The following is a 24,580-nucleotide window of genomic DNA, read 5'->3' on the forward strand; positions in this document are numbered from 1 at the left end:
TGATCCCAGCAGACTGTACATATCAGCCTTTGAGCCAAGGTAAAACAATTTGAGCAGGTAAGGTTGGGGAAATACACCCAGTAATCCCCTAGTACGGCTGAGGTACAATGCAAAGAAATATTTAAATTATGAGCGACATGATCACATCAGAACATAACACAAAATCCAGCGATAAAAGCCTAGAGGCAATGCGGCATTTTTCCGAACAATACGCCAAGCGTACTGGAACATACTTTTGTTCTGAACCCTCTGTTACCGCGGTTGTGATTGAAGGACTAGCCAAACATAAAGATGAACTAGGTGCGCCTTTATGTCCCTGTCGCCATTACGAAGATAAAGAGGCTGAGGTTCACGCGACATATTGGAACTGTCCCTGTGTACCAATGAGAGAACGCAAAGAATGCCATTGCATGTTATTCCTCACCCCTGACAACGAGTTTGCTGGAGACAAACAAGACATCTCTCTCGAAACAATTAAAGAAGTACGAGAAAGTATGGGATGAGCGAAACTATCCCCCAAGAGTTTTGGCAAGGCGTAGAACAGTTCAATTCTGGTCAGTTCTACGCTTGTCATGACACTTTAGAGGCTTTGTGGATTGAAGCTAGTGAACCGGAAAAAACCTTTTATCAAGGTATCCTCCAAATCTCCGTGGCGCTGTATCATTTGGAGAATCGGAACTGGCGAGGTGCAGTAATTCTATTGGGAGAAGGCGGCAATCGCCTGCGGCGTTACCCATCTAGTTACGGCGGCGTTGATGTAGATGAGCTATTGAGTCAGAGTGCATCATTGTTGACGACATTACAACAAATAGGGCCAGATAAGATTACATCTGGTGATCTAGGTGAAAATCAAGTCTTATCTTTGCCTAAAATTGTGCTTTCTACTGATTAGGCAGCTGGTAAATTAATTATGCGTTGCCCAAAATTTTTAGTAGACACAATTCATGTAGACGCATACTCCTAAGTCGAAGCAAGCTACGCAAAGCGTCACGTAGAGAAGCGGCTACTCTTGCGAGAACGCTTTCAGTGAAGCCGCAGGTTATTGTGCCTACGTCATTTTCCCTTAAATGCCAATTACCTGAAACCTTGAGGTTGGGGGTAGCGTCACTACTTCAGCCAGTAGTTATCCGAAATCACTCCAGATTGTATATTTAATATCTGGATAAAGTACTTGAGATAATTAGAATGCAAGCTGAAATCCTGAATCCCCAATTGCTATGATGCCCTGCTATCAATTGCCCATATCCCAGATGCGTCGCTTTGGATTAGCTTTAATGCTGCCAGTTGTACTCTTGGGCACTTTTGCCTTGCCTGCCCAACTGCAAACCGCTACTGCACAAACATCTAGAGACAATCGACCCCTCACTATCCGCGCTGATGTGCAGGAATATGATGCTAAAAATCAAGTAATTACCGCTCGCGGTAACGTGCAAATGTTATATCCTTCTCGTCAGCTTCAGGCAACATCTGCCCAAGCACAGTACTTTAGTAAGGAACGTCGGATTGATTTCAGTGGCAACGTCTATATTTTGCAACAGGGCGGTAACAGTATTCGGGCAGAGAAGGTAACGTATTTAATTGATGAAGGGCGATTTGTTGCCTTACCTCAATCCAACCGTCAGGTAGAGTCCATTTACATGATCGAGGAATCAGATAATAACGCACAAAGTGCGACACCTGCCCCACAAACACCACCTTTGAAGCCTTCTAATTAGCATCTACCACCAAGAAAGGGCGGCTCCAGCGTGAAAATTGTTTTAGAGAATATTCACAAATCTTACGGCAAGCGAGTAATTGTCAATCGGGTTAATCTTTCTGTTGCTCAGGGCGAAGTCGTTGGTTTATTAGGCCCCAATGGGGCTGGAAAAACGACGACTTTTTACATTGCCACAGGTTTAGAAAAGCCCAATCAAGGAAAAGTCTGGCTGGGTAATCTGGATGTTACAGAAATGCCAATGCACAAAAGGGCACGACTTGGTATTGGCTATCTAGCGCAAGAACCAAGTGTTTTCCGCCAACTCTCGGTACAGGATAATATTCTGTTGGTACTAGAGCAAACGAATGTGCCACGATGGGAGTGGTCAAGGCGACTCACAACTTTACTGCGGGAGTTTCGGTTGGAAAAATTAGCCAATAGCAAAGGAATTCAACTTTCTGGTGGTGAGCGACGGCGGACAGAATTAGCAAGGTCTTTAGCTGCTGGACAAGAAGGGCCAAAATTTTTACTTTTGGATGAACCATTTGCGGGAGTTGATCCGATCGCAGTTTCAGAAATTCAGCACATTGTCGCACAACTGCGCGATCGCGGTATGGGAATCTTAATTACAGATCATAATGTCCGCGAAACCCTAGCTATTACAGACCGCGCCTATATTATGCGCGAAGGACAAATTCTCGCTTTTGGCGCTGCTGATGAACTCTACAGCAATCCCCTAGTGCGGCAATATTATTTAGGGGATAATTTTCAAGTTTAAATTAATATTTATTTAATTAATAATTTTAAAAGCTATTTTTAATTTTTAAACATGAATTTATCAGTTAATTTTGACATGTTTAAAATTAAAGTTGAATACTAAATACAGTCAAAAATCTATTCCCTATTCCCTGTTCCCTATTCCCTGTCTCCACGACTAACTTCACAACTTAAATAGAATCGCTATATATTTTGCTTTACCAGGGTTGCCAATATTTAACTTTTCAAATTGCTTATGATATCAAAGAAGTTTACGTCTTTCTATAAACTCCATTCGCTGATGCCTTTTACGATCATGGATCGTTACCTTGCCAGCGAATTGTTAGCGCCGTTTTTCTTTGGTGTCGGAGCTTTTTCATCAATTGGCGTCACTATCGATGCTGTATTTGATTTAGTCAGAAAAATTGTAGAATCTGGGCTACCGATAGACATTGCTATTCAAGTTTTTTTGTTAAAGTTTCCCAACTTTATCGTTTTAGCCTTCCCCATGTCTACGTTGCTGGCTACTTTGATGACCTACAGTCGTCTTTCTAGCGAAAGCGAATTAATTGCCCTGCGTGGTTGTGGGGTAAGTGTCTATCGCATGGTGCTAACTGCCGTGATGTTAAGCCTTGTGGTTACAGGAATGACATTTGTGTTTAACGAACAAATTGCACCAGCAGCAAATTACCAAGCGGCGATGACTTTAGAGAAAGCCCTTAAATCAGATAAGCCAACTTTTAAACAGCAAAATATTTTTTATCCTGAATACCAGGATGTTACACAGCCCGATGGCTCTAAGAATAGGATATTGACACGTTTATTTTACGCCGACCAATTTGATGGTAAGCGGATGTCAGGTTTAACGATTATTGACCGTTCAACAAAAAATCTAAATCAAATTGTGGTATCAGAATCTGCCCAGTGGAATGCTTCTCAAAATGTCTGGGATTTTTACAACGGTACCATCTATTTTGTCGCTGCCGATCGCTCCTATCGCAACATCGTCAGATTTGAACACCAACAATTGCAACTACCGCGCACGCCATTAAGTCTGGCAGAAAAAAGTCGGGACTATGGTGAGATGAATATTTCCGAAGCACTAGATCAACTAGAAGTTGAATATCTTGGTGGCGATCGCCAAAAAATTCGTAAACTCCAAGTACGGATTCAACAAAAAATCTCTTTACCTTTTGTATGTGTAGTTTTTGGCTTAGTAGGTGCAGTGATGGGAAGCATACCCCAGCGAACTGGGAGAGGTACCAGTTTTGGGATTAGTGTTGTAGTTATTTTTTCGTACTACTTAATTTTCTTTATTAGTGGTGCGATCGCGCAAGCAGGTGTTCTCTCTCCCTTCATAGGAGCTTGGTTACCCAATTTTCTGTTTTTGGGAATCGGCTTATTCTTATTGATGCGAGTTGCCAAACGATAAATTGAAATAGCAGGAGAAGACACAAGGGGGCAGGGGGCAGGGGGCAGGGGAGGCAGGGGAGGCAGGGGAAGCAGGGGAAGCAGGGGAAGCAGGGGAAGATGAGGGGGAAAAGGGGAAATTATTTAACAAGTTTTTTCCTTGTCTCTTCCCAATGCCCAATGCCCAATGCCCAATGCCTTCATCCCCAATGCCTTCATCCCCAATGCCTTCATTCCCAAACTTCAATTAAGGATGATAATTTCGACATTCTGGTGCATTTGGGTTTTCCTTACAGTATTCTTCAAAAGACACTTTGGCTGATACCATCCCCTCAGCTTTTTGATGAGCGGCTTCTGCTTGAAGTTCTTCTACCTCATCCCAGGCAGCTGCACAGGCTTTAGAATAAGCACCTTGTTCGGTACAAATAGCCCGAGATTGCTCAATAGCTTTTTTAATTCTCTCCTCTAGCAATAGGGCTTTTGGCGCTTCTACAAAGTCGCTTTTGGTCAAAATATCGGTAATCGAGATGATGCCCAACAGCTTGCCTTGAATCACAGGTGCTCGATGAATACCAGTGTTAGCAAATAACCGCGCTACATATTCCACACCCAAATCAGGATTGACCACAATGCAAGGCTTGCTCATAATTTCGTAAACCCGCACTTGCTTTGGGTCTTTACCGTAGGCTGTTACCTTATAGACAATATCCGTTTCTGTAACAATGCCATAAGCATCATTCTCATGGCGATGATCCACAACCAGCGCCCGCAATTTTTTTTCCTTCATCACCCCCACTGCTTCAGCAACAGTCGCCGAACCGCGAATGGTAACTACATCTTTGGTCATGATATCTTCAGCTTTCATCATTGCTGTAGTCTCCTGGTTAATAGTACGGTGCAGCACAGTGCCCTTAGAGGCGTATCGAAGCATTGCAGCACACAGTTTAGTTTGCTAACTAGAAAGTAAAAAAGTTGAACTTTTGTCCAGCTACAACAATAAATTAGACCAGTTGTCAACTCCTGATGTTATCCACTGTTACCGATACCAAAAAAATAACCACAAATTGCCATAACTTTCTAGAAAATCTTGTCAAAGGACTTCAGCCACTAAAAAGTAAATTTTTGACTACTACATGTCTATTGATAATGACTAATAAGTGGTGGAGAAGTTAGGATAAAATCACTATCCAACTTCATTTGAGATATTTCCTGTTGAGGAAACCAAAAGAATTAAACAGCAACGCCTTCAGCTTCCATCAAGTTTTACCAATTTAAAGTAAATTTACATTAACAATCCCATGCCAAATCGTCATTATCCTCCCGCCTATTTACGCTATCTCAAAGCCAGGTTATGGAATCTAGGGCGACCTGGTTTTTGGGTAACTGCAATTTTTCTATCCGTATTAGGGCTAGTAACCTGGGAATACTGGTCAAACCCAGATATTTTTGTTTATAAGCAAAAAAAACAAGTCGCTTCGCAAACACCTACTGATTCATCGCTGTCAGAAGAAAACAGAGCCATTGCAGCTGATATTGATAACCTGCCAGTTTTATTTAATGACTTTGAGCAATCAACTCTTCCAATAACGGCAAATAACCCCAACGAGAATACTGAGGCAAAAAATAGCAAAAACTTTTTAGAGGATGTCATTAACAAACAAAAATCTGCTAGCAATATCAAATTAAATCCTGGTTTAGGTGTTAATAGCGACATCTCTCCAAGCGTGAAAAATCCCTTTGTTGTACAAACAGAAAATTTATTGCGGACTGGGACGTTTGATAGTAATAACCAGTTTTTAGGTCTCAAGACCTTAACTGCGGCGTCTGAACCAACAGGAGAGGAACAAACATCTTCTAGCCGGGGAATTGGATTCCCAAATCAAACCAACAAGAATCAAAATTCTGTCTCCATCAGTCCTCTGCAAGCGTCACTTAATCAATCGACAAACCAAAAATTTTCTAGCTTCAATGGGACTGCAACTCAGACAAATGCCTTCGGTCGAGCCTCTGAGCCAGGAACAACGTTAATGCCACCCATTAACACCTTAGTAAATCAAAATTCTCTACCAACTACTGGGTTAACTACTGGGACAGGCTACACCTCAACGGGTACGAACTTCCAGCAAAATCCCTATACTAATTTAAATAACGGTCAGGTATTGCCTAGTAATGGGTTAAATACTGGTACAGGCTACACGTCAACAGGTACGAACTTACCGCAATATCCCTACAATAATTTAAATAGTGGTCAGGTCGTGCCTAATTTAGCACCAGTCACACCTCCAGTCACCTCTGCTGCACCATATAATATTGCACCTTACTCCAGCCAGAGTCCAAATCAAAATGTGGTCATCCCCACAAATCCTGCGGGATATGGAAATTATGGATTACAGCAACCGATGCAACCACCACAATCTAGTTATGGAAATTATGGGTTGCAGCAACCGACGCAACCACCACAATCTAATTATGGAAATTATGGGTTGCAGCAACCGACGCAACCACCACAATCTAATTATGTGTTGCAGCAACCAACACAGTCTAATTCCTTATATCTTCGCCAGATTCGAGACAAGTATAGACCGGATCAAAGGTAATTTTAAGCACCTTGGCTGGATAAAGTCTAGCTAAGGTGATTGTGGGCTATTTGGAATAATCGGAACTTCTGGTGTTTCGGGTTGTTGCTGTTGTCGTTGTAAATATTTACTCAATACATAAGCCATATCTCCACGGGTAACGGGTCGTAATGGGGAAATATTGCCTTGGGCATCTGTGTTGAGAAATCCTTCAGTAGCTACTGTAGCGATCGCTTTTCTAGCCCAACTTGGGATAGACTTTTCATCTGGATATGAAGCCAGAATTTCATTAACAGCCTCATCGGGAAACTGAAATACACCATAAGCTTGGGCGAAAATAGCAAGAGCTTCTGCCTTTGTCACCTTTTGGTTAGGGAAGAATTCATTGCCCCGATAGCCTTTCATGATGTCAGTTTTTAAGACTGTCTGTATATCATTAAATGCCCAATGAGAACGAGGAACATCTGGAATAGCTAAATTTTCTTTGCTAACAGCTTGTCTGTTATTTAGCCCAAATGCCTTTACCATAATTGACGCTAATTCCGCCCTACTTAGTAACCTTTCTGGATAAAATTTGCCATCAGAAAAGTTTGTCATCCATTTGACAGCAGTTACCTGTTGAATGGAATCAGATGCAACCCCAGAAGTAGTTTCTGGCACTTGGGTCTGAGCAATTGCTGGTAAGTTTTGTAGTAGTACCACTAAAGATAGAGTAATTGAAAGCTGACGCATCACCATAACCACTTTTAGCTGCTAACGTGAATTTAAAAAACTACGTTACTGAGGTTAACGCAAAATTTGGTATTTTTAACAACCCGTAACTCAGCTAGTGACGAATTGAGGCTGGGTAATGTTGCTTTAGCTACGTAGGGTGTAACTATAAATTTTAAAAATTAGGACTTTGTTCAGAATCCCAGCACTTATAATTATTCCAGATTCTACCAGTGTGTTCACATTCTGATTTATCATCAATCCAAGGAATTGAAGTAGGGTAATAGGAGCTTGATGTGGGAGTAAGTGAAGACAATGCAGAAGAAAATATAGTGTAGCTACAAATTGATAGAATGATTAGAAATCCTATGAGGAATAAAATATTGGCAGGAGTCCACAAAGGATATAAACCTCTTTCAGAGCGTAAACGAACTTTAGACCGATGTTCTGAACCTGCTAGCAACACCAGATAAAACCTTAATCTGGGAATTGGTACTGAAACTCTTATGTCTAAAGAATGACGTGTCCTAGCACGAGATGCAAAACTCTTTTTTATGGCTTCTAATTGCTCTAACGTGAAGGTATTTGCTACTTCAGGGTCAATCTTAGCGAGAAGTTGCTCAAAAGTATGATCGACGTACTGAGGCTTTTTCATATTTTTGTATAGTAATATACACTGTTTACGTTAGTCATCTCCTTTTTTCCGGACATTAAGATATTTTATTTTTTAGAATTCCCTAATCAAGGAAGTAGAAATTAGCAAAAACTTGTTTTTTACCTTTCATCTTTTGAGGTTATCTGCCCACTACTATGGACTATAGTCAGTTTTTCAGGAGTTTTGGCAATGACCGCAGCAGCAGATCCCGTAAAGTTGATGAAGCAAGAAGTTGGCAAAGCCGCCGCGGCCCTAGTAAAGTCGGGTTCGATTGTCGGGTTGGGTACGGGGTCAACTACAGCATATACAATTCAGTTTTTAGGCGATCGCCTCAAGTCTGGTGAACTTCAAGATATCATTGGTATACCCACCTCGTTTCAATCAGAAGTACTGGCCAAGGAATACGGTGTACCTCTCGCTACTTTAGATGCTATTGACCACATCGATATTGCCATTGATGGCGCAGATGAAGTCGATCCGCAGAAGAATTTGATTAAAGGCGGTGGTGCAGCACATACCCGCGAAAAAGTCGTAGACTACCTAGCAGAACAGTTCATTGTTGTAGTCGATAGTGGTAAATTAGTAGACCGCTTGGGTTCTACTTTCGCTGTACCCGTGGAAGTGATTCCAATGGCAATTACTCCCGTGACTAATGCCATCAAAAAACTCGGTGGCAAACCAGAACTCCGCATGGGTATAAAAAAAGCTGGCCCAGTGATCACTGACCAAGGTAACTTTGTCTTAGATGTCCGATTTGACTCTATTGAAGATCCAGTCAGCCTAGAAAAGACATTGAATAACATTCCCGGCGTGCTGGAAAATGGTATTTTCGTTAACTGTGTCGATTTAGTTTTGATTGGTGAAGTCAAAGATGGTCAGCCATTAGTGCGCCAACTGTAAGAATTTTGGATTTTAGATTTTGGATTTTAGAGACATCTAAAAATCCAAAATTTAACGATGACATCTCCAGAAATTAATTTAGTAGTCGGACAAAAATATTTACAGTCATTGTGTAATTAATTCTGTCTGACTACTCCTGCGTTATCTAGAAACCTTGTAGAGATGTAGCTGTGCTACATCTCTACGTTCTTTTCACGAGATGTCTAAATATTTATTTTAAGACGTTCGCTACAGACTAGAATTGACCGCTAGACAATAACGTTAGTACCTACTACCAGATTTGTAGCCGTGAAATTATCCAAAGTCACCAAGGTGAAAAAGTAATAACCAATACCATCGGAAGAGTACTTAACTTCTGTAGAAGTACCCGATTGCACAAACCCTAGGTAGCCATCTAAGATGGGATTGCTGCCACTGTAGCCTCTACTCTTAAACAAGTCAGTAAGGATTAATTTATCCTCACTCTGATTAAAGTCAGTGATTGTACCAGCATAGCTCAAAGTTTGATAGATAAACTGGTCATCACCGCTACCGCCAGTCAGGGTATCATTACCTGCACCACCAATCAGGATGTCATCACCTGCACCACCCATCAGGATGTCATCACCTGCACCACCGCGTAGGAGGTCGTTGCCACTTTTGCCATCAATGCGGTCATCACCCTCCTGACCATTAATCACATCCGCTGAGTTATCAAAGCCATTGACATTATTGTTCAGGTCATTGAGAAAGGTGACTGTGTTTTTGTTGAAGATAGCGTTTTGGGTGGAGTTGGCATTGAAGACATCGAAGCTGTCACGAATACAAGTTTGCCCATCAAACAGGATATTGCCTACTACCCATAGGTTATCTAGATTTTCCAAGGGAAAGTTTTGCAGGATAACTGTGTCATCAGCCACCCCTTCAAAGGTGACTTCTAGATTGTTACCATTTTGGGTGAGTAGCAGATTTCGGGCAGTCAATCCAGCGCCTTGGAATTTGAGAGTATCCAATTCGCCAATGATTGCTGCTGATGGATTTGAGCCTTTACCTAACCCACCGAAATCGGTAATGGTATCAACACCGTCACCTAAATTGTAAACAAATTTATCCTTGCCACCGCCACCAGTTAGAATGTCGTTGCCTTGACTACCTGTAATGATATCGTTCGCAGCGAGAGCGTTAATTATGTCACCATAGTTGTTGCCTACGAGATTATCAGCGCCATTGGTTCCATTCAGCCCGTTGAATTCTACGGCACCAATATCAACTTTACCCTCAGATATTCTGTCAAATCCAGCACCGCGTTGATCGGTGGTGATACCAGAAGGAACTAGAGCATTATTGCCAGCGTTAATGGCAGGACTACCCGCAACTAAAGCATGAGTAAAGGTGGCGCCGCCATTATTTTGCAGCGCTCCAAGAACAGAGTCAATGTTACCGTCAATAATTAGGTTATTGCCAACATCAGTGAAACTGCCACCGAAGCTGCCTACAATGATGCTATTTCCAGCGATGACGGTGCCTTCGTTAATGCTGTAAAGGACAGTGCTTCCCGTGAGGCTGAGGTTGCCTGAGTTATAGATGTTCTTGCCGTAGGCGGGTATCTCTGGGCTTGGCAGATAGCGAGACAATGCGCTGGTTGCCACGCTATTGCCAGAGACAGTGCTATTAGTTAGGCTGAGGTTCCCTGTGTTAAATATGCCACCACCGTAGGCAGAAAATTCTCTAGTGTACGCGCTATTGCTAGAGACGGTGCTATTAGTTAGGCTGAGGATGCCTGAGTTAAATATACCACCGCCTAACGATGACCCCCTATTATCAGTGACACTGCTGCTAGTCAGACTGAGAGTGCCTCTGTTAAAGATGCCACCTACTGCCCCGGTATTGTCAACGACAGTGCTTGCTGTCAGGTTTAGGCTGGCGTTGCTATTGACCAAAATACTGCCATATAAGACATCATTACCATTAGCAATCGTCAAGCCATCAATACTGGTATCTGTTCCTGTTCCTGATATCTCCAACACACCGGAGGTATTATTTCCGCTGACGGTGAGGTTAGATACCCCAGTCCCCAAAATGGTCACATCATCGGTAATCACCAATTTTCCAGAGGTGAGAGTAATGATATCTGGGGTAGCATCGGTGAACACACCCGCAAAGGTAATCGTATCCGCCCCAGCAGTAGCATTGGCATTGAGGATAGCTTGCCGCAACGACCCTGCCCCAGAATCGTTGGTATTAGTCACTACGGTGTCACTGTTAACAGGTGGTGTGATGGTGGACTGGACTTCATAAGCACCAATATCCACAGTACCGCCAGATATCCGGTCAAATTCAGCGCCCCTTTGGTCAGTAGTGACACCAGCAACGAGGGAATTATTGCCAGCATTAATGGCGGAACTATCCGCAAGTAAAGCATGGGTAAAGGTTGCACCACCGTTATTTTGCAGCGTACCGAGTTTTGGGTCAATGGGGCTGGTGCTAGTGCCAACGAAAGTGCTGGTAGTAAAACCAGTGCTACCAGTGTTATTGCCAATCAGGTTATTGCCAGAGTCGTCGAAGTTGGCGGAAACATTGGGGTTGATGTCGGCGGAGGTAGAGTTGTCGAAGTTGCCTGCAATGATCGTGTTTCCAACAGTGATAGTCTCACCATCGTTGGAAACGCCGCCACCGTTGCCACTATTATCGCCGTCAGAGTCAGCCGTGTTATTGGTAATCGTGCTGTTTATGAGGCTGAGGATGTTGTAGTTATAGATACCACCACCATTTAATAACGATGTATTTCCAGAGATGGTGCTATTAGTCAGGATACCTGTACCAAGTCTTATACCATAAAAATATGTTCCACTATAGATGCCACCACCGTCGTAGTTCGCTGTATTACCAGAGACAGTGCTATTAGTCAGCATCAGGATGCTTTCATTAGAGATACCGCCGCCATAGTCCGCCGTATTGCCAGAGACAGTGCTGTTAGTTATGCTGAGGATAACGTTATCGTTGCCGTTTGGGTCACTGTTAGTGATGCCGCCGCCCCTGGACGCTATATTGCCAGAGACAGTGCTATTAGTTAGGGTGAAGTTGCCTTGATTAGAGATGCCACCGCCGCTATATTTGGCAGTATTGTCAGAGACAATGCTATTAGTTAGGCTGAGGTTGCCGCCAAGGTCATTATAGATGCCACCGCCAAGGTTGTTCGACGTATTGCCAGAGACAATGCTATTAGTTAGGGAAAGAATAGTATTGGCATTGATCCTAATACCGCCGCCCCAGATATCAGTCTTACCATTAACGATCGCCAAACCATCAATGCTGACATCTTTCCCTATTCCCGATATCTCGAATACTCTGGAAGCATTATTTCCACTCACGGTCAGCTGAGATGCCCCAGTTCCCAAGATAGTGATATCATCGGTAATGCTCAGTTGGCCAGAGGTGAGGGTGATAACATCTGGAGTGGCATCAGTAAAAATTCCCCCAAAGGCGATCGCATCATCCCCAGCTGTAGCATTGGCTAAGTTAATTGCCTCTCGGAGTGTTGTGATGCCGTTATTCGGCTCACCATCATCAGTGTCCCCAGTATCGTTTACTGTGAACGTCGCCAGTACTCCTACGTAAGCCTGCTGCGTCTTTTCCGTAAACACTAAACCCGCTTCTATCTCAGCAGTGCGGACTGACAACTCCCAGTTACCGCCTAATGCTGCATTACCTATTCGCTGACGGGAAGCGGCAATATTCGCTCCGGTGAGTTGGTGCAGTTTGTCTATAAATTCTATCCCTGTATCACCCAAAGCCACATTGCAACCATAGATAAGTAAGTTCCAAAGGTTATTGGTTTTAGCAGAAGCTGAAAATATCTTTTGCCATTTTTCCAGTTGCTGGCTGTATTCGTCGAGGGTATCCAGTCCTAAATGGGTGTTGCCCAATTGCAAGTAACCTGGGGCACCGTGACACACAATATGAATATTAGTCAAATTCGTGCGATGTCCAACGACAAGCCGCTGCGAGTCTACGTAACTCGTTAGAATTGCCGTAATTTCTTCAACACCGTTCTGTGACGAGTCAAGCACGAACACTTGGGCATTATCAAGCACGCCATTGACTAAATCGCTATAGTCTTCAACTGCCATGTCAATAAAGACTAAATTATGGGCATAAGAGTTGGAAAGTACAGGATTTGCTTGGACGTGTGAGCTATGTAGGGTTGCCATTTATTTACTTCAAGCTAAGGTAATGAGGGAAACTCAAACCGACTCCAGCCGCGTAATTACAGGATTTTCACACAACTACCAATAGCTAAAAATACTATATTTATACTCATTATTTTCCCTTTTGTTGGTATCATCTAGCAAGTTGAGGCTTTTGTAAAGTAAGAAAAGTATTGAATTTTACAGAGCTTTGTTCCTCACATATAGTACGGGAATCAGAAATCAGATTTTATACTGGTTCATCCTGAAAAACTCAATTTTTCGCCCACAAACTTGATTTAGCAAGTTTTATTAAGAATCGTATCAGATATTCAATTGATGAATTTGGATTTTGAAGATATAGCTTTTTTGAAAATGAATATTATAAATTGACAAATGTATTACACAATATTTAATAATATATCTCAGTAATCAAACGAAAAGAATTATTGCCACCTTTTGACAAAGATTAATTTTTAATAGTGCTAATCATGAAAAATATCAAAAAATATTACAAGTAAGAGTATGGAAAAAAGTGTTATTAATGCTAGTCTTTCAACTCAAAACCTAACCTTTCGTCCAGGTGATACTCCTGTATCCTTTGAAGTAACTGTCAATAATGACAGCGATCGCTTTGTCAATTTTCAGATAGAAATTGCCGCAGCGGGAGAAACCCGGAATACAGGATATCGCTGGTATCGACTCGAACCAGAGGTAGCAGCAGCTAAACCACCAGGTAGTAGTACCATATTTCAAGTTTTTGTATTCAATACACCCATTCCGGGATTTGTCGGTATTGTCAACCTGATGGTAAAGATTTTTTCACCGCAATTAGCACAACAGTCCAGGCTGGTGCTGCGCCTGAAAATTGAGCGAGACAATAGACCAACACATTTAAGTGTAGAATTGCCTGTGCGAGAGTTCCAGGTTTATCCCCGCAATTCTGTAGATATACCAGTACGTGTACGGAACTTGGGCCAACAACCAACTGAGGTAGTACTACGTTTTACAGGCGTTGAACCGTCTTGGCTGACTGGTAGTGCAGAACGCCGATTATCCTTAGATCCAGGTGGTTTAGCAGAAGCTACATTTCAATGCCAACCACCTTCTGTAGTACAAGCGCCCAGCCAAAATTACCCTTTTAGTATTGAAGCTGTTAGCAATAACGGTTATCCAACTAGTGCTGAAGGTAAGATTGAAGTCTTACCCGTGGGTTTTATAGACTTTACTACTACACAAAAACACCTCAAAATTCCTAGTAAATCGGCATGGTTGCCTGACTGGAAATCTAATACAGCTTCCTTTGAATTACTATTTAAAAATGCTAGCAACCTCAATCAGCAGATTAATGTGCAGATGCAGGGTAGAGACTGGCGAAAATGCAGTTTCAAAAAGCTTCCCGAAATTGCCAATCTCCATCTAGGAGAGACAAGTAAAGTTATCTTAGATGTTAAAACAAAACGCCCTTGGGTAGGAATTGGCAAAACTTTGTTGCTAGAGGCCAAATCGGAGTTATCTGACCAACGTTTAGGCAGTACAGACCCCGCCACGCAGACATTAGAAGTAGAGACTCTGCCAATCATACCTCTATGGTTACAGTTGGCTGCGATCGCACTTTTAGCTGCACTCCTAGCATTAATATTGCAACCAAGAAATGTAATGCATACACGTTCTGTAAACTCAGTACGTTTTAGTGGCATTGGTTTATCTGTCGTCAGTGGCTCAAATGATTGTACCTTAAGACTTTGGAGAATCGGTACTGATAGCTTAGACGCCGATGATACAGTAAGATATGATGGGCAACCCCTTGCTTGTGAACGACTGCAACAGCCCAAAGGATTGATGGCGATTACTGATGACGCAGTACAAGTCTTACGCTTCATGCCATTACAAAATGATCGTGTTGCTGTTGGTTTAGATAATGGCGTAATTGAATTAAGAGATGTCCCTTCAGGTGCAAAGATTAGCGAACTTCAAGACCCTAAAGATCAAAAAGCCGATCGCGTCTTTGACCTAGCTTTCACCTCAAACTCACTTAACTTATTCAGTGGTTATGGCAGTGGTAAAGTTAGATTGTGGTCAAGACCAGCGCCCAACACTAATTTCTTACCAGAACCGCAAGTTATCGACATCCAAAGTAGATTGAAACTATCACGTTTCCAAGTTCGGGCATTAAATCTCAGCCCAGATGCAAAAACTCTAGCAATTGGTGGAAACTTTAAGCGTTTCATCTTATGGCAGTGGAATCCAACTCAATCTGATAAACAATTCCCAAGTTTATCAGTGCAAAATCTAGAAAAACTAGACGAAAGAGTTGGGCCTGAAGACTTTATTTGGGCATTGGCTTTTGTTCCTAACTCGGCAGAAAAAATCCTCGCAACCTCCGATTCTGCGGGATTCATTACGATTTGGAATTTAAATCAATGCCAAACTCTCAAAAATCCGAATCCCCTCCTACAAGTGAATGAACTCAATTGCTCACCAATAGACCGTTGGTCAGCATCAAAAACATCTGTGCGTAGTCTGGCATTTAGTGATGATGGTAGTCTCTTAGTAAGTGGTGGCGATGATGGACGAGTAATAGTTTGGTACTTAACCTCCGAACATAAGCTCGACAAAACAAAAGCAGCAGAAGGTAAAACAATTTACCGAAGCTCTAAAAAAATTAATAGTATCGACTTGAAAACTAATCAAGTAACCATGATTGTGAGTGGTAGTGAAGATTTTCAGGTCAAACTACACCGCATCAAATAAGGGAGTCGATAAAATGCAACCTAAATTCAATCCACTGCAAGTTATTATCAACCCACCTGGAATTCAGTTTGGGATGCCAGGAGATACCATTGAACTCTATGTTGTTGTGATCAATCAGGGAGATCAAAGTGCGGTTATTGACTTATATTTTGTTTTTGACGAAGTATTTCAAAATTTAACCGGCTGGTCTAGTTCTCCTAGAGAAAGTTTAGCATTAGCTCCCCAACAGAATAGTGACGAAGTAAAATTTGAGTTTCAAATTACGGCAAATGCTCTCCCCGGAACCTATGACTATACATTAGTCGTTGATTCTCCTCTACATTATCCGCAAGATACACCCATAACCTTCCCAAACCAAATTAAGGTTCTGTTAAAAGAACAGACTGCAATTCGGGTGAATGACCCGACATTTTCCATTAGACCAAACACCAACCCCAACAAACCGCTAATTTTCAATTCTGGTGAGCCTCTGCAAGTGGAGGTTATAGTAGACAATCGCTCTTATCTGGTGGATAGGTTCCGCTTGAGTTGCCCAGATTTAGATGATGACTGGTTCACAATCAGTTATCCCGCAACTGGATTTGAGGGGGCAGGATTGATATCTGATGTAACTGCACTAGAACTCAACCCTGGTACTCAAGGTCAAATATTGTTGAAATTTCACCCACCTGGGGATACTCTCGCGGGAAGCTATTCTCCCACAATCCGCTTGTATTCGGAAAACTCTCCAGACTTAGTACTGTTGGATTTGGTATACATCCAAATTCCGACAAATTATCGCCTAGATATAGAACTTCATACCATCTTAGGACAAGTTAGCCGTAGTCTTGGCAAGTACGAATTATCACTAGCTAATCGGGGTAATATTGTTCGTGAACTGATATTAAGTTTAAAAAGTAGAGATGAGGAAGAACTATATACTTACAAATTTGAACCTACTGAAGTAAGATTATTACCCAACAGAAGTACTGTGGTCAATTTGGCGGTTAAACCCAGACCTTGGTGGCGACGACCGTGGTTTGGTGCAGGGCTATTGGTCAACTTTCAACTCGACATTAAAGACCCCCAAAATTTACCCTTGCCTAACACATTACCTCAGGGAACTTTGGTATGGAAACCCCGTCCTTTGTGGCAATTTATTCTGTTAATTTTAGCAGTTTTGGGGTTATTAGGAGGGATAGGATTCATCATTTGGCGAATTTTAAACCCTGATCCTTTGAGGCTAGAAAATTTTAGTGCCAATAATCCTCGAATTACTGAAGAGGAGGATGAGGTAGCTTTGAAGTGGGACATTCACAATTATCAACAGTTACAAAAGTTGGTTCTAACGGCTAAAGGTTCACAACCTATTCAGCCTATTACCTATGACTTTAGCAATGGCATTCCCGAAACACTGGGTAAAGTAAGCGCTAATGAAATACCTCCTTGTCAAGTACAAGATAAACAAGAGCTAATTTGTAGCAATGTTAAAACCGGAGTAAAAACAAAAGGAAATTACACATTTGAATTACAAGCCTTTTATCGTAATGGTATACAATTATTTTCTCCTAAAACCCAAGTAGTTAGCCAAACGACCCAAGTAGAAATAGCTGAAAAGCAAATTGCTGAAGTGCTTAATTTCAAAGCAGATAAACAACAGTATACAAAAGGTCAAAATATTCTTTTAAGCTGGACAATCGCCCGACCATTATTGCTGGCACAAGTTCAAATTGCTGGCAATGCAGATGATGGTACATCCTATGGTGAACCAATTACTTACAAATTTAATCAAGGTAATCTTACAGACGCTAAACTTCAAAAGCTATGTACACAACAAAATCAACAACTACAATGTACAAATATTCCTCTATCAGCAACTAAAGCCGGAAACTTTGCATTTGAAATCAAAGCTTTTCCTAACAATGGGAGTGATAAAATTAGTTCTAAAAAGACTGAGTCTAAAATTGGCATATTACCGAAACCATTTAAGATTGTCTCTTTCAGAATCAACGGTAGTGAGCAACCAAATCTCGTTCTCAACGAAGGCGAATCTGCTACTCTGAGTTGGAGAGTAGAGGGAGAAAATATTCAGGTTAAACTTCTACCATACGGCAATGACGTTAAACCAGTTGACTCAATCAAGCTTCCAGTAAATCAAGCCTTCCCGCCTCAAATCGGACTGCTAGTGAATGATATATCTGGTCAACAACAATCCCAGCAAAGAGGATTTGCAATCACAGTGCTCAAAAAAGTAGAGCCTACTCCTACACCTAGTATTAACCCACTTGCGCCTAATCTTCCATCCAACAGTAGCCCATTTAAGACTCCCCTACCTCTGAGGTAGCTTTTTGGGCGATGTGAAAAGCAGAGATATATGAAAGTTGCAGACTGCCTCCAAAATCATCTTCTATACGATGTCTCAATCCCAAAAATAAAGACTCTTTATTTTCTGAATCTAATTTTATATATGGCGAGTATGTAGTCAAAAGTGTTAAATATTCATCAGCAGTATAGGTTACTTCTGATATAACTTGTCCTGATATCAAGCCTTTGAATTTTCCCGAATCAATGGCCATATTTCCTAATTGTCTCAAGATATATTCTTGAGTTTTTTGGTCTTCATATCGATCAAGAGATGGAGTATGTACTTGATAGATTTGCGATAAACTTTGATACACTTCGTAGCTGGGTTGAAGTTCCTTGTTCCACAATAAAATCAGGTAGCCATTCTCTTTTAAGGCATTTGCTGCTTTTGAATATCCAACTTCTGGTGATATCCAATGAAAAGAACTTGCTGCTAAGACGGCATCAAATTCAAGTGCTTTTAGTTCCCACTCTTCAAATGATGTGTTCTCAATCTCTACATTAGAATACGGTTGACAATTCTGTTGAGCTAACTGGAAAAAATCTGGATTGGGTTCTAAGCAGATTATAGAGCAACCTAATTGAGCGATGCCTACCGTTGCAGTTCCAGGACCACATCCCACTTCCAAAATTTTTGAGTTAGTCGAGAGTTGAGCAATTTCCACAACTTGGTGAATCAAATCTTGAGGATAACGGGGTCTTGCCTTGTTGTAAGCTTCTGCTGCAGGAGAATACCAATTTTTGCGCTGTTCAAGGTCTGTGCTGGAGTAGTTGATTATTGTTTGTTTTAGGTCTTTCATAATCTATTGAATTCCTGCAAAGAGCTTTTGCTAGCTCAATTCCTATTCTTCTGAAAAGCTCGACGTCTACGCCCATTTTCCAATAGGGGTTTTCGCAACGGTACTACCTCAGCTTCGCTACTCTCGCGTGCTACTCGAATCAGCAACCCAGCAGCGATTAAACTAGCAATCATGGAATTACCACCATAACTAAACATGGGCAAAGGTAGGCCAGTAGTTGGTAGAGAACCTGTAGCAACACCAATGTGGAGCAATGATTGTCCTATCATCAAAATCGTCACACCGATCGCGACCAATCGATGTATTGTATTTTTAGCCTTCAGAGCCACGATTAATCCAAGAGTGGCGAATGTAGCTAAAAGTGCCAACAGTACCATACTGCCGACAAAGCCAAACTCTTCGGCGAACACTGCAAAAATAAAATCAGTATCCTGAATTGGTAAATAAAATAGTTTTTGTTGGGAAAGTCCAAATCCAGAACCCCAAGTTCTACCAGAACCCACAGCTAATAAACTTTGGACTAACTGGTAGCCATCTCCTCTCGCATCTGCCCACGGATTGAGGAATGACATCACTCGCCTACGCTGATACTCTTTGATACTAATACTGAGTATTGCCAACATTACTCCGCCAATTGCTGTTCCTCCCAGATATTTGTAAGGTAAGCCAGCTGCTAGAGCAATTAGCCAAATCGTCATTCCGCAAAGTGCTGTTGTACTCAAGTTAGGCTGGGCAAGAATTCCTAAAAGTACCAGACCGAAAATACCCAACCAAGCCAAGCGAACCCGCCAACTGATTCGTTCCCACTGACCAAAAAGCCGCGCACTTTGTAGCACCAAAAACGGTTTAATTAATTCTGAGGGTTGAATCGGAATTGGCCCGATCGCAATCCAACGCGCTGCGTCAAAAGCCTTCTTTCCCAATCCTGGGATCAATGTAATAAAAATTAACGTCAAAAACACTAATAAAAACCAGTGGGATAGCCCCAAAATTTTCTGCAATGGCAAATTAACAATAATATTGAATCCGATTAAGGAAACTAAGACCCAAAGCAGTTGACGTTTAAAGTAGTACAACCCATCATCATGACGGGCATCAGCGACAGGATAGGATGCTGAAAATAGTATGATCAAGCCGACGAACAGCCAAATCAACGTTAACCAGCGCAATAGCCGCGCTTCTAATGCCCAGTTGGAGACTGAACTATCAAAAATTGGAATCAGGCGGCGTAGATTCACGAGTAGTACTAGGTAAAAAATTAAGAATTTAAGAGTTAGCAATAAAACTCATAAATCATAACTTATAACTCATAAGTAGGCTTTACAACCATAAATTTTATAGTTGTCAACTTCAATACACTGCTCGATCAATATTTGCGATCGCTGCATTGAAAGTTACAAGCATAATTTAATACATTACATATAAGTCAATACGGTTCAGTTAAGGAAAATTGTAGGTTGGGTTAAGCAAAGCGCAACCCAACAAAGCTCCGAAAATATTGGGTTACGTTCCTCAAGCTAACCTACACAATTTAAGGCTTTTGACGCTAAGGAACGTGGATTAAATAAAGTGCAAAAGTAGGGTGTGTTAGCGGAGCGTAACGCACCATTCCCAGTTTAATCAGAATTGCAGGTTATTAAATTTGCATTCCTAACTGAACCGTATTTACATATAAGTAATTTAAAGAATAATTTAGAGTTCCCCTGAATCTGAGGCTTTTTTAGTTCAGAAGTTCGGAGAGTCAAAACCATCAAGTGGTGAGTCTTACTCCCCCACTGCAAGCATTGCTGAATTCTGACAATTCATAAAACTCAAGGATTTAACGCCATTAACTGCTTGTCTTTCTATAGACAGGGGAATTTCAATCCAGAACTCAGTTCCTTGTCCAGGTTCTGATACACATCTCAGTGTTCCCCCATGTTTTTCAACTATAATTTGATAGCTAATTGATAAACCTAATCCTGTACCCTTACCTACAGGCTTAGTTGTGAAAAATGGATCAAACAGTCGTTCCTTAACTGCTTCTGTCATTCCTGAACCATTATCAGCAATTCGGATAACACACTTAGTTTCGATGACTTGCGTAGTAATTGTAATTTTATTAGGATTAGCCTGAATTTCTGCGATCGTGCGTTTATTGTTATAGTTATCGAGCGCATCAATGGCATTACTGATAATATTCATGAATACTTGATTGAGTTGGCCAGCGTAGCAATCTACTAAAGGTAAATTTCCATAATTTTTAACCAGTTTGATACCAGGATGATCAAGACTATTCTTAAACCGATTCTGTAAAATCAGCAAAGTACTATCCAGCCCCTGGTGAATATCAACAGTTTTCTTCTCCGCTTCATCAAGACGAGAGAAATTCCGCAAGGACAAGACAATTTCCGAGATCCTTTCGGCTCCTACTTCCATCGAATTTAGGATTTTGGGCAAATCATCTAGTAAATAATCTAACTCAATTTCCTTAATACATTCTTGAATTTCTGATACAGGACTTGCATAAAATTGCTGGTAAAGATGCACAAGCTTCAGCAAACATTGGGTATAATCTTTTGTATATTTTAAATTACCGTAAATAAAGTTAACAGGGTTGTTAATTTCGTGAGCAACTCCCGCAACTAACTGTCCCAAACTAGACATTTTCTCAGCCTGAACTAATTGGGCTTGAGTTTGCTGTAGCTCTCGGAGGGATTTTTCTAATTTTTTAGCCTGAGCCTCAGCAATTTCTGCTAGATTTTCCTTGATTTGCAACGCACTCCGTAGTTGTGCTCTTTGCTGTTTCAATTCGCTTGTTAAGTTTTTAGCATCAGTCAAAGCGGTGTTTTGAGCTTGCAGTAGAAATAGGAAATCAACAATTGGATCGTGAATCGCAAAGTCTTTGAGTTTCAGACCCAGAGGAGCCAGACTAATTGTATCTGTAATCCAGGGAGAACCTAAAAAAAATATCATCTCCTGTTCTGGTTGATACATCATCTGACCCTTGAGATGCATTCCATTGTGGAGAAACTCTAAAATAAACAATGCACGAGACTGTTTACTAATAGCATCAAAATCAACTAAAACTTTTGGACGATTTATCTGGAAATGCTGCTCAATCAATTTACCAACTAGTGGTTCAGGACTAATGCGCCCTAAAACATCGCCAACTTGGACGATTTCTCGATTACGGCTAAAGGCAAAATGGAAGGGAAAAGCCTTCGCCAGCAACTCTGGCGAAAGCGTAAGGTGAGGAGGAGCCATGCTACTACACTCAATTTGGTTTATAAATCACTAAAAATTCATCATGTTCAGCACCTTCATCCCGATTCTGGGTTTGGGTAATATGAACTTCTGTATCAAACCTAGTTCCCAATCCCTGAACTAGTCCAATAATCATTGGCGTTAACCCTTCTCTATCAGAGCGATAATGTAAGCTCAGAGAATTTCCTTCCATATCAGTACATTCAAATGATGGGGGTTGAAGTTTAGGAAAGCTAACTCCCACACGAGCATGAAGATTATCGAGGTTTTCTAAAAACTCAGGTAATGTATCTCCACTCATATCCATCATTTCGCCATAGCCTTCTTCGGCTGTGTACTGAACCCAGAATTCTCCAAAGGCTTGCATAATCTGTACGGGGGATAAACTCAGAACGACACTAGCAGCTTTTACCAGCTTGTGGGTTATGTCATCTGGATAGCCTTCCATACTCAGGAAAACATCTACATCCACCTCTGCTTTGTGCTTAATTTTTTTCCAAGTTTCTTCGCCAAAGCGACTGCACACCATGTCTTGAATCGCCTTGTTCACTAAACCGTACATGGAAGCCTCCCCTTACTGCACTTAATTTTGCTTTGTGAATTTACCCAAGACTCGACAACTAATTTCTGAAAAGGATTATTTAAATAAGAAACTTTTCTGTAATCAAATCTTAAAATGTTTCTATTAAAGCTTTAAAAACCGAAAAAAAGTAGGGAAAACTATTTGTATTTTAATGCTACAAATACTCATTGTTACAACCGTATTTTCACTTATTCATTTTACCCAGCTAGTTTTGAGGATTTATAGTAAAGACTTTAGTGCTAAAAAATCTAAGACTAAAGTCTATGAACTTTTTCACCCCTCAAAATTAATGCCACAGACTACTACAGCAATTCATCAAAAGGCAGCCATGAATCAGGATACAGACTATATTTAGAGACTTGACGCTGAATTCCGTTAAAAAATTGGAGCCGGGCATCCATAGCTTCTGCAATAGCCAGCTTTATTTTGATATCTTCTTCATTCATAGTAATCTGAGGTTCAATCACTGCTGCTAGCTTCGCTGCGTGGCTATCATCCACATCAATATGGACTTCAAAAAAGATCAGCGATTCTTTGGGTAAAGGAGTAGCGCCAACAATTCCTTTGTATAGTTGCGTGTACAGCGAGCTAACAATCCCTTCGGAAGCATAACAGACAGCACCGAGTGCAGCTAAATAGCCATATTTATGTGGCATCTGCAAGTAGGTTTCAATAAGGGCACGAGTTTCAGGTGTAGTGGGTAGTGCTGCTAAAGTTTCGTCATGGATACCAAGGGCGCGGGTAAATTGACGAAACAATTCTGGGTGGGATTGAGCTATATCTCCCTGTCCCATTTCGTCAAATAAGTTTTCTAAGATGACTAACTGACTAGTTTCATCTTGGCAGCAAGACAAGATGCTAGCTAAGATACGATTAAATTCTTTGGAGAATTTGTACATCTGGACAGCTAGTACCTGTACGTCTGGTAAAAATAAATTTCCAGCCCGACAGCGAGTTAAAAACTCATGATTCCATAGAGGATGATTAACCGTTATTTCACGGAAGGAATTTCTAACTAAAGAAGGTGTCTGTATCATCGTGATATTTGTAAGGCTAGATGGAGTGGTTGATCAAGTAAGGGGCTAAAAAATGATTCATCTATTGCGATATGTTCTGAAGTCACACGCAATTCCTGTAGAATGGGCATCGTATTGAAGCCAGCAATTCTAAGAGCATTAAAGTAATCCTCAAGAGTTTTGTGAATCAATTGGACATTTAGCCAGGAGCCATCTCGTTTCCAAATACGACCAGGAAACTGTTGGTCTCGCTTGCTGAAGTAGCCTGTACCTTCAACTTGAAAATAAAAAGGATATGCTGCCTTCCGCATATATGGGAAAGAGGGATGGGGAACGCTAAAGACAAATCGACCACCCGGACGAAGAATGCGTGCAACTTCTGACATGCATTCTTGGGTCTGAGCAATTGTTAAATAGTTAAATAAAAATACTGCAACAACTAAGTCAATTTCGCCATCATCAAACTGCTTAAGATTGGTAGCACATCCTACTTCATAGGTAATGCCTAGAGCATCTTCTACATCTTGCAACTTTGCGGCTGCAATCATGCCTTGGGAAAGGTCTATTCCATGTACTTGTGCAGCACCACGTCGGCGCAATTCTCGGCTGCAATAACCTTCTCCACAACCTATATCAAGTACTCGTAATCCACCAACAGGCTCACAAAGCCCTAATACTATAGGGCGAGCAGTAAAGTCTGATAGGGAAATAGGTTCTCCTCTAACCCACTCTGATGCTGTGCGATTATATAAGTTTTTAGTTGAGTTTTTATGATTCACATTTGGCATTTTTAAATATTTATTTATATTTGATTTATGTTTGCCTTAATCAGTTTGTTTGATTTGAAATACCTGATGTATATGTTCTAACAATTAATACGTTATGTTGATAATGTTGTTTTTACCGATTTTGATTTGCTTTTGAATTTTGAGTCTATAAACTATCCTTTTCAAGGAAAAACTACTATG

At 41.2% G+C, this 24,580-nt stretch carries 19 protein-coding genes; 9 read left to right on the forward strand and 10 right to left on the reverse strand.

What is annotated here, in order from left to right; translation table 11 throughout:
• Positions 1-137 precede the first annotated feature (137 nt).
• From VB740_RS20115 to VB740_RS20135, 5 genes are all read left to right on the forward strand, one after another.
• Positions 138-503, forward strand: a complete 366-nt coding sequence (locus VB740_RS20115) for a ferredoxin thioredoxin reductase catalytic beta subunit (RefSeq protein ID WP_323201731.1) — start codon at positions 138-140, stop codon at positions 501-503.
• On the forward strand, positions 500-892 hold the full coding sequence (locus VB740_RS20120; RefSeq protein WP_323201690.1) for a DUF309 domain-containing protein: 393 nt from the start codon (positions 500-502) through the stop codon (positions 890-892). Before VB740_RS20115 ends, VB740_RS20120 begins: the two co-directional genes overlap by 4 nt.
• Positions 893-1,217: 325 nt before the next feature.
• On the forward strand, positions 1,218-1,715 hold the full coding sequence (locus tag VB740_RS20125) for an LptA/OstA family protein (protein ID WP_323201691.1): 498 nt from the start codon (positions 1,218-1,220) through the stop codon (positions 1,713-1,715).
• A gap of 30 nt (positions 1,716-1,745) precedes the next feature.
• Complete coding sequence (gene lptB / locus VB740_RS20130; RefSeq protein WP_323201692.1) at positions 1,746-2,474, forward strand: LPS export ABC transporter ATP-binding protein; 729 nt, start codon at positions 1,746-1,748, stop codon at positions 2,472-2,474.
• A gap of 294 nt (positions 2,475-2,768) precedes the next feature.
• Positions 2,769-3,884, forward strand: a complete 1,116-nt coding sequence (locus VB740_RS20135) for an LptF/LptG family permease (RefSeq protein ID WP_323201732.1) — start codon at positions 2,769-2,771, stop codon at positions 3,882-3,884.
• Positions 3,885-4,109: 225 nt separating this feature from the next.
• On the opposite strand, the gene VB740_RS20140 is transcribed toward VB740_RS20135, so the two are convergent.
• Positions 4,110-4,730: a CP12 domain-containing protein gene (locus tag VB740_RS20140; RefSeq protein WP_323201693.1), complete on the reverse strand. Its 621-nt coding sequence runs from the start codon at positions 4,728-4,730 to the stop codon at positions 4,110-4,112.
• Between the two features lie 430 nt (positions 4,731-5,160).
• On the opposite strand from VB740_RS20140, the gene VB740_RS20145 reads away from it, so the two are divergent.
• Positions 5,161-6,459, forward strand: a complete 1,299-nt coding sequence (locus VB740_RS20145) for a hypothetical protein (RefSeq protein ID WP_323201694.1) — start codon at positions 5,161-5,163, stop codon at positions 6,457-6,459.
• 30 nt (positions 6,460-6,489) lie between these two features.
• Here the strand turns inward: VB740_RS20145 and VB740_RS20150 are convergent, their stop codons facing one another.
• The gene (locus VB740_RS20150) at positions 6,490-7,170 is read right to left on the reverse strand and encodes an S-layer homology domain-containing protein (RefSeq protein WP_323201695.1); all 681 of its coding nucleotides are present in this window, start codon (positions 7,168-7,170) and stop codon (positions 6,490-6,492) included.
• Between the two features lie 154 nt (positions 7,171-7,324).
• Positions 7,325-7,804: a hypothetical protein gene (locus VB740_RS20155; RefSeq protein ID WP_323201696.1), complete on the reverse strand. Its 480-nt coding sequence runs from the start codon at positions 7,802-7,804 to the stop codon at positions 7,325-7,327.
• Between the two features lie 189 nt (positions 7,805-7,993).
• On the opposite strand from VB740_RS20155, the gene rpiA reads away from it, so the two are divergent.
• Entirely contained in the window at positions 7,994-8,704 is a 711-nt protein-coding gene (gene rpiA, locus VB740_RS20160) for a ribose-5-phosphate isomerase RpiA (RefSeq protein ID WP_323201697.1), read from the forward strand.
• Positions 8,705-8,952: 248 nt separating this feature from the next.
• Here rpiA and VB740_RS20165 read toward each other — a convergent pair whose 3' ends face one another.
• On the reverse strand, positions 8,953-12,894 hold the full coding sequence (locus VB740_RS20165; RefSeq protein WP_323201698.1) for a DUF4347 domain-containing protein: 3,942 nt from the start codon (positions 12,892-12,894) through the stop codon (positions 8,953-8,955).
• A 501-nt stretch (positions 12,895-13,395) separates the two neighbouring features.
• On the opposite strand from VB740_RS20165, the gene VB740_RS20170 reads away from it, so the two are divergent.
• Positions 13,396-15,624, forward strand: coding sequence for a hypothetical protein (locus VB740_RS20170; RefSeq protein ID WP_323201699.1), 2,229 nt, complete (start codon positions 13,396-13,398; stop codon positions 15,622-15,624).
• A 13-nt stretch (positions 15,625-15,637) separates the two neighbouring features.
• Complete coding sequence (locus tag VB740_RS20175) at positions 15,638-17,947, forward strand: hypothetical protein (RefSeq protein WP_323201700.1); 2,310 nt, start codon at positions 15,638-15,640, stop codon at positions 17,945-17,947.
• On the opposite strand, the gene VB740_RS20180 is transcribed toward VB740_RS20175, so the two are convergent.
• From VB740_RS20180 to VB740_RS20205, 6 genes are all read right to left on the reverse strand, one after another.
• The gene (locus VB740_RS20180) at positions 17,922-18,767 is read right to left on the reverse strand and encodes a class I SAM-dependent methyltransferase (protein WP_323201701.1); all 846 of its coding nucleotides are present in this window, start codon (positions 18,765-18,767) and stop codon (positions 17,922-17,924) included. The genes VB740_RS20175 and VB740_RS20180 overlap by 26 nt on opposite strands.
• 35 nt (positions 18,768-18,802) lie before the next feature.
• Entirely contained in the window at positions 18,803-20,005 is a 1,203-nt protein-coding gene (locus VB740_RS20185; RefSeq protein ID WP_323201702.1) for an FtsW/RodA/SpoVE family cell cycle protein, read from the reverse strand.
• 526 nt (positions 20,006-20,531) lie between these two features.
• Complete coding sequence (locus tag VB740_RS20190; protein ID WP_323201703.1) at positions 20,532-22,013, reverse strand: sensor histidine kinase; 1,482 nt, start codon at positions 22,011-22,013, stop codon at positions 20,532-20,534.
• A gap of 10 nt (positions 22,014-22,023) precedes the next feature.
• A complete protein-coding gene (locus VB740_RS20195; RefSeq protein WP_323201704.1) occupies positions 22,024-22,575 on the reverse strand; it encodes a heme NO-binding domain-containing protein in 552 nt (183 codons plus the stop codon).
• Between the two features lie 323 nt (positions 22,576-22,898).
• Positions 22,899-23,633 carry an iron-containing redox enzyme family protein gene (locus tag VB740_RS20200; RefSeq protein WP_323201705.1) on the reverse strand — a complete coding sequence of 245 codons (735 nt, stop codon included), beginning with the start codon at positions 23,631-23,633 and terminating at the stop codon, positions 22,899-22,901.
• Complete coding sequence (locus VB740_RS20205; protein WP_323201706.1) at positions 23,630-24,400, reverse strand: class I SAM-dependent methyltransferase; 771 nt, start codon at positions 24,398-24,400, stop codon at positions 23,630-23,632. Before VB740_RS20205 ends, VB740_RS20200 begins: the two co-directional genes overlap by 4 nt.
• Between the last annotated feature and the right edge of the window lie 180 nt (positions 24,401-24,580).

It is taken from the genome of Nostoc sp. UHCC 0251 (genome assembly GCF_034932245.1).
Lineage (GTDB): Bacteria > Cyanobacteriota > Cyanobacteriia > Cyanobacteriales > Nostocaceae > Nostoc.

Coding starts and splice junctions, on each gene's coding strand:
- VB740_RS20190 (WP_323201703.1), bottom strand. CDS start 22,013: ATGGCTCCTCCTCACCTTACGCTTTCGCCAGAGTTGCTGGCGAAGGCT.
- VB740_RS20120 (WP_323201690.1), top strand. CDS start 500: ATGAGCGAAACTATCCCCCAAGAGTTTTGGCAAGGCGTAGAACAGTTC.
- VB740_RS20170 (WP_323201699.1), top strand. CDS start 13,396: ATGGAAAAAAGTGTTATTAATGCTAGTCTTTCAACTCAAAACCTAACC.
- VB740_RS20145 (WP_323201694.1), top strand. CDS start 5,161: ATGCCAAATCGTCATTATCCTCCCGCCTATTTACGCTATCTCAAAGCC.
- VB740_RS20150 (WP_323201695.1), bottom strand. CDS start 7,170: ATGCGTCAGCTTTCAATTACTCTATCTTTAGTGGTACTACTACAAAAC.
- VB740_RS20165 (WP_323201698.1), bottom strand. CDS start 12,894: ATGGCAACCCTACATAGCTCACACGTCCAAGCAAATCCTGTACTTTCC.
- VB740_RS20155 (WP_323201696.1), bottom strand. CDS start 7,804: ATGAAAAAGCCTCAGTACGTCGATCATACTTTTGAGCAACTTCTCGCT.
- VB740_RS20195 (WP_323201704.1), bottom strand. CDS start 22,575: ATGTACGGTTTAGTGAACAAGGCGATTCAAGACATGGTGTGCAGTCGC.
- VB740_RS20175 (WP_323201700.1), top strand. CDS start 15,638: ATGCAACCTAAATTCAATCCACTGCAAGTTATTATCAACCCACCTGGA.
- VB740_RS20115 (WP_323201731.1), top strand. CDS start 138: ATGATCACATCAGAACATAACACAAAATCCAGCGATAAAAGCCTAGAG.
- VB740_RS20200 (WP_323201705.1), bottom strand. CDS start 23,633: ATGATACAGACACCTTCTTTAGTTAGAAATTCCTTCCGTGAAATAACG.
- VB740_RS20205 (WP_323201706.1), bottom strand. CDS start 24,400: ATGCCAAATGTGAATCATAAAAACTCAACTAAAAACTTATATAATCGC.
- VB740_RS20125 (WP_323201691.1), top strand. CDS start 1,218: ATGATGCCCTGCTATCAATTGCCCATATCCCAGATGCGTCGCTTTGGA.
- VB740_RS20180 (WP_323201701.1), bottom strand. CDS start 18,767: ATGAAAGACCTAAAACAAACAATAATCAACTACTCCAGCACAGACCTT.
- VB740_RS20140 (WP_323201693.1), bottom strand. CDS start 4,730: ATGATGAAAGCTGAAGATATCATGACCAAAGATGTAGTTACCATTCGC.
- rpiA (WP_323201697.1), top strand. CDS start 7,994: ATGACCGCAGCAGCAGATCCCGTAAAGTTGATGAAGCAAGAAGTTGGC.
- VB740_RS20135 (WP_323201732.1), top strand. CDS start 2,769: ATGGATCGTTACCTTGCCAGCGAATTGTTAGCGCCGTTTTTCTTTGGT.